This window comes from Streptococcus sp. 517s (assembly GCF_054445985.1).
This window is the reverse complement of the sequence record NZ_CM136847.1, coordinates 1,352,998-1,366,097: the sequence shown is the minus strand read 5'-3', so window position 1 is coordinate 1,366,097 and position 13,100 is coordinate 1,352,998. Positions and strand designations below refer to the sequence as shown.

Genomic DNA, 13,100 nt, shown 5'->3' with positions numbered 1-13,100 from the left:
ATCAAAGGAGGAGACTATGTACTTTATCACAGGATTTTTTGTCCTACTTTTTCTCGTTTCGTTTTTAAGGGACAATCGCAGTCTCTGGAATCCAGCTCTCTTACTTTTGTCTCTGCTCTTTTCTTATATGTCCATTGCCAATCTTTTTTACGAAGCTGGACAGAAAGAAGTGCACATGGTTTTCTTTGCAGGGATTTTTCTCCTGCTGCCTCTTTTAGTTTTTCTAAGTGGTTTTTTCCTTATTTATAATGGATTTGTGTTATTGAAAAAAGAAGGAAAATCCAAGGCAAATTATTTGTCTCTAGGATTAGGTTGTGTGATTCTATTCTTTTTTGTGATCATGGCGGTTCGAGTGAGCGATACCAAGGGCTTGTTTTATACCAATCATCTAGTGAATATTATCTTTTTCTTTTTGATTTATTCGTATTTAATTTTTGGTTTTGCCTTTGCAGGATTTCTGCTTTATTCTATTCTGTATCTTTTTATTCCTAAGAAAAAATATTATAATTTTATTATCATTCACGGAGCAGGCTTATTGAATGGAGAAAAAGTGACTCCCTTACTCAAGAGTCGCATTGACAAGGCAGTAGAAGCTTATCACCAGTCTCTCAATCCCAATGTTAAAATCATCGCTAGTGGTGGTCGAGGAGGGGATGAGAAGATTTCCGAGGCTCAGGCAATTTGTAATTATTTGTTGGAAGAGACGGATGTTCCGAGAGAAGCGATTCTCCTAGAGGAAGACTCAACGACGACCTATGAGAATCTTCTCTTCTCAAAAGAAATGGGTGAGAAGCTGGTGGCTAGTCCACGTTTTCTTTTTGTGACCAATGATTACCATGTTTTTCGTACCAGTACCTATGCTCGCCGTATTGGGATGAAGGGAGATGGCCTTGGTTGCCGTACAGCTGCCTACTATATTCCATCGGCCTTTATTAGAGAATATATTGCTCTATGTGTGAAGATGAGATGGCTTTTTATCGCTTTCTATGTTTTGTTGATTTTAGCTCTGATTTTCTCTTATAGAGGTATTCTATGGTAATATGTAAAATTCATATTGTAATTCTTGTTAGAATCTCTAAAAAATCTTGTAGTAACCCTAAGGGAAAAAGTGTCACTAGTAATGAAAGAGCAGGGTAAGTGATTGTGAGTGCGGTTTTTGGAACGGCTTCATGATTGCTCGTCAATCAATTGAACAATTTCTAACCTAGTTGCAGATTTTCAGAGAGAGCCAAAAATAGGCAACTGAATATGAGTAGACTAGAATTTTACAGTCAACGACAAATAAAAATGTGAACAACAACAGAGGTTCACATTTTCTTTTTGGTCTATGGCAAAATGGCTTTTAGTTCCTTCAGGATAGTTTGCAATGTTACGATCGCTTGTTCTCCTTGTTGTGGTTGATAGAGTAGTTGGAAATACTTGCGAATAGTTTCTTCAAATTGTTTAGGGAGGAGGGTACAATTGGTCTTTGCGTACTCCAACATTCGTTTTTCACCAGGATGGGTTTGCTCATTGAGCGCAAATAACAAGTCAAAGTAGGAAGCAAAAAATTCACTTGTACGATGATTCATACTGAGAAAATCTTGGCGTTTGATAGCTTTTTCTATTTGGTGAGAGAAGGCAGGCATGGCTTGTTCTAGCAAAAGGAGTTGCCTTTCAATGATATGCTTTTTGAGTTCCTGTGGATAGGGAATCTGGTAGGCTCTTTGGAGCGAAGCATAGTTTCCATTCGGATCGTATAGAATCTTGCTGTGGAGTAGATTATGCCACATGCAAGTTGTATAAGCATTTTGAGCTTTGTGTTGAAAAACGGTTGAGTTCAATTCTTGTTCAAACGACTCCAGAGAACGATAAATCAACTCGATTTGGATACCGTTGTTTAGTACGCAGTCATCCTCTAATTCCCAAAACTGGTTTCCAATTTCCATATAGGAGCAATAGTTGCTAAGAATGATTTGACGAGTTTTCTCGTCAATAGGTGAGTTAAGATAGACATAGACATCATAGTCAGAATTTTGATCATAGTCTTGTCCTGCACGTGAACCACCAAGAGCGATAGCTTCTACTTGTTCCAGTTGAGAGAATTCTTTGCAAAGTTCGTGAATCATGATTTTTCTCCTTGCTTTATGGTTTTAAAGCCATTTTACCAAAAAGTAAAACGTTTGCATAGTATTGAGATACTCTTTTTCATTTATAGCAAAAAATATGAACCCTTGTTTTGAGTTCACATTTCTTTTTTTATTCTGCGGCTTGTTGCCAACGTTTTGCCAGCTTATGAGACAAGCTAGAAATAGCAAAGTTAAAGATAAAGTAAATCAAGGCAATCAGGATATAAAGACTGAAGACCTGCTCTGGTTCGAAATAGCGTCCCATGAGAATTTGGCTAGCGCCAAAGAGTTCTTGTAGAGCGATAACAGAGTAGAGAAGGCTAGTATCCTTAATTACAGTTACAAACTGAGAAATGATGGCTGGCAGCATTTTACGAATCGCTTGTGGGAGAATGATGTAGTAGAGGATTTGCGCAGAGGTGAAACCTTGCGACATTCCTGCTTCGTACTGGCCCTTGTCCACGGCATTGAGGCCACCTCGGATAATCTCAGCTAAGGCTGCTGAGGTAAAAAGGGTAAAGGCTGTAATACCTGCTGGTGTGGACTTCATCTTAAACACCAAAAAGATGGTAAAAATCCAGAGGAGGTTGGGAACGTTACGTACAAATTCGATATAAATGCTGGAGATGATCCGTAAGACAGGATTTTTCCCATTTCTCATGACGGCTAGTACTGTTCCGATAAGGGTCGAGAGGACGATAGCAATTAAAGAAATATAGAGGGTCAAGCCAAATCCTTTAAAGATAAAGGCTAGGTTATCTGGGGTCAAAACTTCTAAAATAGATTCCATAGTAACCTCCTAAAGTGAATAGGCTTTTTTGTTGGCTTGCTCCATCTTGCGACCAAACTGGGCAACAGGGAAGCATAGGGCAAAGTAGAAAAGAGCAGCACCTAAAAAGGCTGGAATGTAGTTTCCGTTTAGAGCCGACCAAGACTTAGTCACAAACATCAAGTCTACTCCAGAGATGATGGCAACTGTAGAGGTATTCTTGATGAGGTTAACGATTTGGTTGGTCAAAGGTGGGAGAATGATGCGGAAAGCCTGAGGCAAGATAATCAAGCGCATGGCGCTGATATAGGTAAATCCTTGTGAGAGAGCAGCTTCCATCTGACCACTAGGAATAGACTGAATCCCTGAACGAATAACCTCAGCGATATAAGCGCCGTGATAGAGTCCCACGCAGAGAACAGCTGTCCAATAAATCGGAATCATGATGGTGTGTTCACTGATAAGAGGCAAACCATAGAAGACGATGACAAACTGCACCAAGAGGGGAGTGTTTTGATAAAATTCAACAAAGATACGAGCCAAAATACGCAAGAATGGGCGTTTGCTGGTTGACATGGCTCCAAAGAAGATGCCCAAAACCATGGCGAGGATAAAGGAACCAATCGCTAGGGCAAGAGTGAAGAGGAAACCGTTGAAAAATTGTCCGAAGTCCTGAAAATAGGCTATCCAAGATGATAAATCTGTCATGGGGTGTCCTCCTTAATCTGCAGTATGGCTAGATGGTTTGAGCTTGTAATGGTCATAAAGCTTCTGCAAACTACCGTCCTTGCTCCATTTAGTGACCAAGTTATCAAGATAGTCGCTGAGCTCAGTATTTGATTTCTTGGTGACGATACCGTAGTCAGATGGCTTGAAACTATCATCTAGCAGTTCTGTCCGTTTACTAATGTAGCCAGACAGGATAGAGCGGTCAACGGAAAAAGCATCAATACGGTGAGCGTGAAGGGAAGTAATCAATTCTGGGTAGGAACCAAGTTCGACGAATTTAAAGGTTAGACCTTTCTTTTTGCCCAGTTCACTAATCAAGCGCTGGGTAATGGATCCTTGGGCAACCCCAATCGTTTTACCGTTTAGATCCTCAATGCTTTTGATGTTGGCAGATTTGTTGACCAAAAAGCCAGAAGCATCCGTATAGTAGGGACTGGTGAAGTTGTATAGTTTTTTACGCTCGTCTGTGATAGTGAAAGTTGCGATATCCATATCGACCTGTTCATTGTCTAGAAGGGGGCCACGGGTTTGAGCGGTAACTGGAACGTAGCGAATCTTGACCTTGAGTTCGTCTGCAATCATCTTGGCCAAGTCCGTTTCGATACCAGAATAAGTCCCGGTCTTGGGATCTTTGTAACCAAAATTGGGAACGTCTTGTTTGACACCAACAACCAGTTCGCCTCTTTTTTGAATGTCTGCGACGCTAGTATCAGCTTGGACTGGTTTGGCAGCAGCAAGACTGAAAAGGCTAATCAATAATGCGGATAAAAAGAATTTCTTTTTCATAGGCGCCTCCTTATTTGACTTTGTCACTTTCGTGGTTGATAATTTTGCTGAGGAATTGTTGGGCACGAGGTTCGCTTGGATTGTCAAAAAAGTCATCGACATCAGTCGTATCTACTAAAACCTCTCCGTCGGCCATAAAGATAATGCGGTCCGCAACTTCACGGGCAAAGCCCATTTCGTGGGTAACGATGATCATATTCATACCATCTCGGGCCAACTTTTGCATAACTGCTAGAACATCGCCGATGGTTTCAGGGTCAAGGGCAGATGTAGGCTCATCAAAGAGGAGGAGTTCAGGATGCATGGCGAGTCCGCGGGCGATGGCAATCCGTTGTTTTTGTCCACCAGAAAGCATGGCTGGATAAGAATCTTTCTTGTCCCACATATTTACAAATTCCAGATATTTTTGAGCTGTTTTTTCAGCTTCTTTTTTATCAATTCCTAGAACTTTTACGGGTGCAAGTGTTACGTTTTCTAACACTGTTTTGTGAGGGTAGAGGTTGAAATGCTGGAAAACCATGCCGACTTCCTTGCGAAGCGGTACCAAATCTTTCTGGCTGGCACCAGCAACTTGGTGACCATTTACTAGAAGACTTCCCTTGTCAACAGCCTCTAAACCATTGATAGTCCGTATAAGAGTTGACTTCCCGGAACCAGAAGGACCAAGGAGGACAACAACTTGTCCTTTTTCAAAACGGAGATTGATGTCGCGGAGTGCGTGGTAGTCTCCGTAATATTTTTCGACGTTTTTAAATTCTACTAAAGCCATGAGAGATCTCCTTTGTGTTAGATTTTATAACACGATTTTACAACAAAAGAATGTTCTTGTCAAATCATATCTGAAAAAAATTCACTAAAATTTTATAAAAAAGCAATCTGGATAGAGAAAATGCCTAAATCATGTTATAATGAAACGATAGAATTCTTAGAAAGAGTGGATGTTTTTTTGATAACTCCTACTTATGAATGGCAGTTTGCCCCGCAGGCTGAAGATGCGGATTTTACAAAGATAGCCAAGAAGGCTGGACTGGGTCCTGAGGTGGCTCGGTTATTATTTGAAAGAGGGATTCAGGATGAAGAAAGTCTAAAGAAGTTTTTAGAACCTTCTTTAGAGGACTTACATGATCCCTATCTGCTCCATGATATGGATAAGGCAGTGGAACGGATTCGTCAGGCCATTGAAGAAGGGGAGAATATCCTCGTTTACGGTGACTATGATGCTGATGGTATGACTTCGGCTTCGATTATTAAGGAAAGTTTGGAACAACTTGGTGCAGAGTGCCGTGTTTACCTACCCAATCGCTTTACCGATGGCTATGGTCCCAATGCCAGTGTTTATAAATATTTTATCGAGCAAGAGGGGATTTCCTTGATTGTGACGGTGGATAATGGAGTTGCTGGTCACGAAGCTATTGATTTTGCCCAGTCTATGGGAGTAGATGTCATTGTGACCGACCACCATTCCATGCCTGAAACCTTGCCAGATGCTTATGCGATTGTTCATCCCGAGCATCCAGATGCGGACTATCCTTTCAAATATTTGGCTGGTTGTGGAGTGGCCTTCAAGCTGGCTTGTGCCCTTTTAGAAGAAGTGCAAGTGGAATTGCTTGATTTGGTCGCTATCGGTACTATTGCAGATATGGTGAGCTTGACAGATGAAAACCGTATCATGGTTCAATATGGTCTGGAAATGCTGGGGCATACTCAGCGCATCGGTCTGCAAGAAATGCTTGACATGGCTGGGATTGCTGCGAATGAAGTGACAGAAGAAACGGTTGGATTCCAGATTGCCCCTCGTTTAAATGCCTTGGGGCGATTGGATGATCCCAATCCGGCCATTGATTTGCTGACTGGATTTGACGACGAGGAAGCTCATGAGATTGCCCTCATGATTCATCAGAAAAACGAAGAGCGCAAGGAAATCGTTCAGTCAATCTATGAAGAAGCTAAGACCATGGTGGATCCTGAGAAGAAGGTCCAGGTTTTGGCCAAGGAAGGCTGGAATCCTGGCGTTCTGGGTATCGTTGCTGGTCGTTTGTTGGAAGAACTAGGGCAGACAGTCATTGTTCTTAATATAGAAGATGGTCGTGCCAAGGGCAGTGCACGCAGTGTGGAAGCGGTCGATATTTTTGAAGCTCTGGATCCCCATCGAGACCTCTTTATCGCCTTTGGCGGCCATGCTGGTGCAGCAGGAATGACGCTGGAAGTTGAGAAGCTTTCAGATTTATCTCAGGTTTTGGAAGACTATATCCGTGAAAAAGGCGCAGATGCGGGTGGTAAGAACAAGTTAAACCTAGATGAAGAGCTAGACTTGGAGACTTTGAGTCTTAAAACAGTCAAGAGTTTTGAGCGCTTGGCACCCTTTGGAATGGACAATCAGAAACCTGTCTTTTATATCAAGGATTTTCATGTCGAAAGTGCTCGTACCATGGGAGCAGGCAATGCCCACCTCAAACTAAAAATTTCCAAGGGTGAGGCGACTTTTGAAGTGGTGGCTTTTGGTCAAGGTAGATGGGCAACAGAATTTGCTCAAACAAAAAACTTAGAATTGGCAGTCACATTGTCTGTCAATCAATGGAATGGCCAAACTGCCCTCCAGTTGATGATGGTAGATGCGCGTGTGGAAGGTGTTCAACTCTTTAACATTCGTGGGAAGAACGTAGCCTTGCCAGAAGGGGTTCCAGTCTTGGATTTTGCTGGAGAATTGCCAGATCTAGCGACCAGTGAAGCGGTTGTTGTAAAAACCATTCCTGAGGATATTACACTGCTTAAGGCCATTTTTCAAGAACAGCATTTCTCTGCTGTCTATTTCAAAAATGACATCGACAAGGCCTACTATCTGACAGGTTATGGAACTAGAGAACAGTTTGCAAAATTGTACAAGACTATTTATCAGTTCCCAGAGTTTGATATTCGCTACAAGTTGAAAGATTTAGCGGCTTATCTCAATATCCAACAAATCTTGCTGGTCAAGATGATCCAAGTCTTTGAAGAACTGGGCTTTGTGACAATCAAAGATGGTGTGATGACAGTCAATAAGGAAGCGCCGAAAAGGGAAATTGGTGAAAGTCAGATTTACCAAAATCTCAAACAGACCGTTAAAGACCAAGAAATGATGGCGCTGGGTACAGTGCAAGAAATGTATGATTTTTTGATGGAAGAAAACTAGAAGATGGGAAAGAGTTGGGCAACCAGCTCTTTTTTGAAAACAAATCTTCATTTTGAAAATCATCAAAAAAATGGTATAATGGTAGGAAAAGATTCGGCTGAAAGTTTTAGAACTTTTAGAATAAGAGGGTAAACCTACCCTATAATCAAGATAATTAAGTTTCGGAGGAAAAATGAGTAATATCAGTTTAACAACACTAGGTGGTGTACGAGAAAATGGGAAAAATATGTACATCGCTGAAATAGGCGATTCGATTTTTGTTTTGGATGCAGGGCTTAAATACCCTGAAAATGAACAACTAGGGGTTGATGTCGTCATTCCAAACATGGACTACCTTTTTGAAAATAGTGACCGTATCGCAGGGGTCTTCTTGACCCACGGGCATGCGGATGCTATTGGTGCCCTGCCTTATCTCTTGGCAGAGGCTAAGGTGCCTGTGTTTGGTTCTGAGTTGACCATTGAGTTGGCGAAACTCTTTGTCAAAGGAAATGATACGGTTAAGAAATTCAATGACTTCCATGTGATTGATGAAAACACGGAGATTGACTTTGGGGGAACGGTGGTTTCCTTCTTCCGTACGACTCACTCTATCCCAGAAAGTCTGGGAGTTGTGTTAAAAACACCAAAAGGGAACATTGTTTACACAGGCGACTTCAAATTTGACCAGACGGCTAGTGAATCCTATGCGACGGATTTTGCGCGTTTAGCCGAAATCGGCCGTGACGGTGTCTTGGCACTTCTCAGTGATTCTGCAAATGCAGACAGCAATATTCAGGTGGCGAGCGAGAGTGAAGTTGGGGATGAAATTACCCAAACCATCGCTGACTGGGACGGTCGTATCATCGTTGCAGCAGTTGCCAGCAACCTTTCTCGTATCCAGCAGGTTTTTGATGCAGCTGCGGAGACTGGCCGCCGAGTCGTTTTGACTGGATTTGATGTTGAAAATATCGTCCGTACAGCGATTCGTCTCAAAAAATTATCTCTAGCTAATGAAAGTCTCTTGATTAAACCAAAAGAAATGTCTCGTTTCGAAGACCATGAGTTGATTATCCTAGAGACAGGTCGTATGGGTGAACCCATCAATGGACTTCGCAAGATGTCCGTTGGGCGCCACCGTTACGTAGAAATCAAGGATGGGGACTTGGTTTATATTGTAACAACTCCATCCACCGCCAAAGAAGCAGTTGTGGCTCGCGTTGAAAATATGATTTACCAAGCTGGTGGTGTGGTAAAACTCATTACCCAGAGTTTGCGAGTATCAGGACACGGAAATGCGCGTGATTTGCAGTTGATGATCAATCTTTTGCAACCGAAATATCTTTTCCCTGTCCAAGGGGAGTACCGTGAGTTGGATGCGCATGCCAAGGCTGCCATGGCAGTTGGAATGTTGCCAGAGCGCATTTTCATCCCTAAAAAGGGAACGATCATGTCCTATGAACATGGAGACTTCGTCCCAGCTGGAGCAGTTTCTGCAGGCGATGTCATGATTGATGGGAATGCCATTGGTGATGTTGGGAATGTCGTTCTTCGCGACCGTAAGGTCTTGTCAGAGGATGGAATCTTTATCGTGGCTATCACTGTTAACCGTCGGGAGAAGAAGATTGTGGCTAAGGCTCGTGTTCATACGCGTGGATTTATCTACCTTAAGAAAAGTCGCGACATTCTCCGTGAAAGTTCAGAATTGATTAACCAAACGGTAGAAGAGTATCTTCAAGGGGATGACTTTGACTGGGCAGATCTCAAAGGCAAGGTTCGTGACAATTTGACCAAGTACCTCTTTGATCAAACCAAACGTCGCCCAGCAATTTTGCCAGTCGTGATGGAAGCTAAATAATAAGCAGAATACCTACGGAAAAAGTCGATATTCGGCTTTTTCTTATAGAATAGTAAAAGGAGACAACCATGGCAGTTATGAATATTGAGTATTACTCAGAAGTTTTGGATATGGAGTGGGGTGTTACCGTCCTCTATCCAGATGGCAGTCGAGTGACTGAACCAGATTGCGCAGATATTCCTGTTCTTTATCTTCTGCACGGAATGTCAGGAAACCAAAATAGCTGGTTCAAACGTACCAATGTCGAGCGCTTGTTGCGTGGAACCAATCTCATTGTCATCATGCCCAATACTAGCAATGGCTGGTACACAGATACTCAGTATGGCTATAACTACTATACTGCTCTAGCAGAAGAGTTACCTCAGGTAATGAAACGTTTCTTCCCTAATATGACCAGCAAGCGAGAAAAGACCTTTTTAGCAGGTCTCTCCATGGGTGGCTATGGTTCCTTCAAACTCGCTCTATCGACAAATCGTTTTTCTCATGCGGCTAGTTTTTCTGGTGCGCTCAGTTTTCAAGAATTTTCTCCTGAAAGTCAGGATCTGGGGTCGCTTGCCTACTGGCGAGGAGTCTTTGGAGAAATCAAAGACTGGACATCTAGCCCTCATTCGCTTGAAAGCATGGCTGCAAAATCCGATAAAAAGACCAAACTATGGGCTTGGTGTGGAGAGCAAGACTATCTCTACTCTGCCAATAATCTCGCAGTGAAAAACCTTAAAAAACTTGGTTTTGAGGTGACCTATAGTCACAGTCCAGGTAAGCACGAGTGGTACTACTGGGAAAAACAATTGGAACGTTTTTTAGCTACTCTACCAATTGACTTTGTCTTGGAAGAACGTTTATCTTAGTTTTAGGTTTCTTTCAGCTTTCTTCAGTAAAATAGAGAATCTATCTTGATCAAGGAAAATGTGATTTCAAGATAGGTTCTTATTTTTATGAAAGGTGGAGCGTCATGTTCTGGATTATTCGACTATTCTTCCGATTTCTTTTGGGAATTTGGCGTTTCTTCTGGCGTCTGGTTTGGACTGTGGTCATTCTACTGCTCATTGCCTTTGGAGTGGTTTGGTATCTGACAGGTGATTTTCATTCTGCAGTCAATCAAGTTGAAAAAATGAGTAAGATTGGTCAAGGCGGCTGGAATCAATGGAAGGAGACGGGAACGCTGGAAGTCTTGTCTCAGACAGACAGTCACCAACATGCAGAAGGCAAGTGGACTCAGGCCTCGGCTCGCATCTATATTGAGCCTCAAATGGATGAGACCTTCCAAAGTGCCTATGCAGAAGCTATAAAAAACTGGAATCAAACGGGAGCCTTTACCTTTGAGGTGGTTGCGGATCCTAGCCAGGCAGATATTGTGGCAAGTGAGATGAATGATGGATCGACCGCTGTGGCTGGCCAATCTGAGAGTCAAACCAATCTGTTGACCAATCAATTTATATCTGTAACGGTTCGCCTGAATCACTATTATCTATCCAATCCAAACTATGGATATTCTTATGAACGGATCGTGCACACGGCGGAGCACGAGCTGGGGCATGCCATCGGATTGGATCATACCAACGAAACTTCTGTCATGCAGCCGGCAGGTTCCTACTATGGAATTCAGCCTCGGGATGTGAAAGCTGTTCAAGAACTCTATACCAGTAGCGACTAGATGAAGTTGGTACAATCTAAAATAAAATCAAAGCTCCTCCATCAAGTGATCGGTGGGGCTTTTTGTTCGTCCTGTCACAGGCTTTTTGCTATAATGGAACTATGAACAACTTGATCAAATCAAAACTAGAGCTCTTACCAACCAGCCCTGGTTGCTACATTCACAAGGATAAAAATGGCACTATTATCTATGTAGGAAAGGCTAAAAATCTGCGCAATCGCGTGCGGTCCTATTTTCGTGGAAGTCATGATACCAAGACAGAGGCTCTGGTGTCTGAAATTGTGGATTTTGAATTTATCGTCACTGAGTCTAATATTGAGGCGCTTCTCCTAGAAATCAACCTGATCAAGGAGAATAAGCCTAAATATAATATCATGCTCAAGGACGACAAGTCCTATCCTTTCATCAAAATCACAAATGAGCGCTATCCTCGTTTGATTATCACCCGTCAGGTCAAGAAGGACGGCGGTCTTTACTTTGGTCCCTATCCAGATGTGGGGGCAGCCAATGAAATCAAGCGACTACTGGATCGGATTTTTCCTTTTCGCAAGTGTACTAATCCACCGTCTAAGGTCTGTTTTTATTACCATATCGGCCAGTGTATGGCCCATACTATCTGTAAAAAAGATGAGGCCTATTTCAAGTCCATGGCTCAGGAGGTTTCTGATTTCCTAAAAGGGCAGGATGATAAAATCATCGATGATCTCAAGAGTAAAATGGCAAAGGCAGCTCAAAGTATGGAGTTTGAACGTGCGGGGGAATACCGTGACCTGATTCAGGCCATTGGAACGCTTCGGACCAAGCAAAGGGTCATGGCAAAGGATCTCCAAAATCGGGATGTCTTTGGCTACTATGTGGACAAGGGTTGGATGTGTGTACAGGTTTTCTTTGTTCGTCAAGGCAAGCTCATCGAGCGCGACGTCAATCTCTTCCCCTACTACAATGATCCGGATGAGGACTTCTTGACCTATGTGGGACAATTCTATCAAGAAAAATCCCACCTGGTTCCCAATGAGGTGCTGATTCCGCAGGATATCGATGAAGAAGCTGTTAAGGCCTTGGTGGATACCAAGATTCTCAAACCCCAACGTGGAGAAAAAAAACAGCTGGTTAATCTAGCCATAAAAAATGCCCGTGTTAGTCTGGAGCAGAAGTTCAATCTGCTAGAAAAATCTGTCGAAAAGACCCAAGGGGCTATTGAAAATCTGGGACGATTGCTCCAAATCCCGACCCCAGTACGTATCGAGTCCTTTGATAACTCCAATATCATGGGAACCAGTCCTGTTTCAGCTATGGTAGTCTTTGTCAATGGCAAACCGAGTAAGAAGGATTACCGTAAGTACAAGATAAAAACGGTTGTTGGTCCAGACGATTATGCCAGTATGCGTGAAGTCATTCGCAGACGTTATGGTCGAGTACAACGAGAAGGTTTAACCCCGCCAGATTTGATTGTCATTGATGGGGGACAAGGTCAAGTCAATATCGCAAAGCAAGTCATCCAAGAAGAGCTGGGTTTGGATATCCCAATTGCAGGCCTGCAAAAGAATGACAAGCACCAAACCCATGAACTGCTCTTTGGAGATCCACTGGAAGTGGTGGAGTTGTCTCGCAATTCTCAGGAATTTTTCCTCCTCCAACGCATTCAAGATGAGGTACACCGCTTTGCCATTACCTTTCACCGTCAATTGCGCTCCAAAAATTCTTTTTCTTCACAGCTGGATGGAATTGAAGGATTGGGACCTAAACGTAAGCAGAATCTCATGAAGCATTTCAAGTCTCTCACTAAAATCAAGGAAGCCAGTGTGGATGAAATTGTCGAAGTTGGTGTGCCGAGGGTAGTCGCAGAAGCTGTGCAGAGAAAGTTGAACCCTCAGGAAGAAGTGGAATTGGCTCAAGTGGCAGAAGAGAGAGTAAATTACCAAACGGAAGGAAATCATCATGAACCATAAAATCGCAATTATATCAGATATTCATGGCAATGCAACGATACTAGAAGCAGTGATTGCAGAATCTTCGGCAGATTTAGGTGGTTAATATATAAACAAAAGGCC

The 13,100-nt window shown here is 42.7% G+C and carries 11 protein-coding genes and 1 pseudogene; 7 read left to right on the top strand and 5 right to left on the bottom strand.

The annotated features are described in order from the left end of the window. Positions 1-16 precede the first annotated feature (16 nt). Complete coding sequence (locus ACVX3R_RS06960; protein WP_458794683.1) at positions 17-1,039, top strand: YdcF family protein; 1,023 nt, start codon at positions 17-19, stop codon at positions 1,037-1,039. 286 nt (positions 1,040-1,325) lie between these two features. Here the strand turns inward: ACVX3R_RS06960 and ACVX3R_RS06955 are convergent, their stop codons facing one another. From ACVX3R_RS06955 to ACVX3R_RS06935, 5 genes are all read right to left on the bottom strand, one after another. Beyond that, on the bottom strand, positions 1,326-2,108 hold the full coding sequence (locus tag ACVX3R_RS06955; protein WP_458794682.1) for a DUF4037 domain-containing protein: 783 nt from the start codon (positions 2,106-2,108) through the stop codon (positions 1,326-1,328). A 130-nt stretch (positions 2,109-2,238) separates the two neighbouring features. After that, entirely contained in the window at positions 2,239-2,898 is a 660-nt protein-coding gene (locus ACVX3R_RS06950) for an amino acid ABC transporter permease (RefSeq protein ID WP_042902757.1), read from the bottom strand. A 9-nt stretch (positions 2,899-2,907) separates the two neighbouring features. Continuing rightward, entirely contained in the window at positions 2,908-3,585 is a 678-nt protein-coding gene (locus tag ACVX3R_RS06945) for an amino acid ABC transporter permease (RefSeq protein ID WP_458794681.1), read from the bottom strand. Between the two features lie 12 nt (positions 3,586-3,597). Further along, positions 3,598-4,392: a transporter substrate-binding domain-containing protein gene (locus ACVX3R_RS06940; RefSeq protein WP_458794680.1), complete on the bottom strand. Its 795-nt coding sequence runs from the start codon at positions 4,390-4,392 to the stop codon at positions 3,598-3,600. A 10-nt stretch (positions 4,393-4,402) separates the two neighbouring features. Continuing rightward, positions 4,403-5,161 carry an amino acid ABC transporter ATP-binding protein gene (locus ACVX3R_RS06935; protein ID WP_458794679.1) on the bottom strand — a complete coding sequence of 253 codons (759 nt, stop codon included), beginning with the start codon at positions 5,159-5,161 and terminating at the stop codon, positions 4,403-4,405. 177 nt (positions 5,162-5,338) lie between these two features. Here ACVX3R_RS06935 and recJ point away from each other — a divergent pair, with 177 nt between their 5' ends. From recJ to ACVX3R_RS06905, 6 genes and pseudogenes are all read left to right on the top strand, one after another. Beyond that, positions 5,339-7,561: a single-stranded-DNA-specific exonuclease RecJ gene (gene recJ / locus ACVX3R_RS06930; protein ID WP_458795683.1), complete on the top strand. Its 2,223-nt coding sequence runs from the start codon at positions 5,339-5,341 to the stop codon at positions 7,559-7,561. 172 nt (positions 7,562-7,733) lie between these two features. Then, positions 7,734-9,395 (top strand): ribonuclease J, encoded by a 1,662-nt coding sequence (locus ACVX3R_RS06925; RefSeq protein WP_458794678.1) that lies wholly within the window; start codon positions 7,734-7,736, stop codon positions 9,393-9,395. Positions 9,396-9,463: 68 nt separating this feature from the next. Next, positions 9,464-10,243: an alpha/beta hydrolase gene (locus ACVX3R_RS06920; RefSeq protein WP_458794677.1), complete on the top strand. Its 780-nt coding sequence runs from the start codon at positions 9,464-9,466 to the stop codon at positions 10,241-10,243. Between the two features lie 104 nt (positions 10,244-10,347). Then, positions 10,348-11,049 carry a M57 family metalloprotease gene (locus ACVX3R_RS06915; RefSeq protein ID WP_458794676.1) on the top strand — a complete coding sequence of 234 codons (702 nt, stop codon included), beginning with the start codon at positions 10,348-10,350 and terminating at the stop codon, positions 11,047-11,049. A gap of 101 nt (positions 11,050-11,150) precedes the next feature. Continuing rightward, positions 11,151-12,998 carry an excinuclease ABC subunit UvrC gene (gene uvrC, locus ACVX3R_RS06910; protein ID WP_458794675.1) on the top strand — a complete coding sequence of 616 codons (1,848 nt, stop codon included), beginning with the start codon at positions 11,151-11,153 and terminating at the stop codon, positions 12,996-12,998. Beyond that, positions 12,988-13,062: pseudogene (locus ACVX3R_RS06905) on the top strand (metallophosphoesterase family protein); the annotation flags it as partial. The gene uvrC and the pseudogene ACVX3R_RS06905, both read left to right, overlap by 11 nt. Positions 13,063-13,100: the final 38 nt, after the last annotated feature.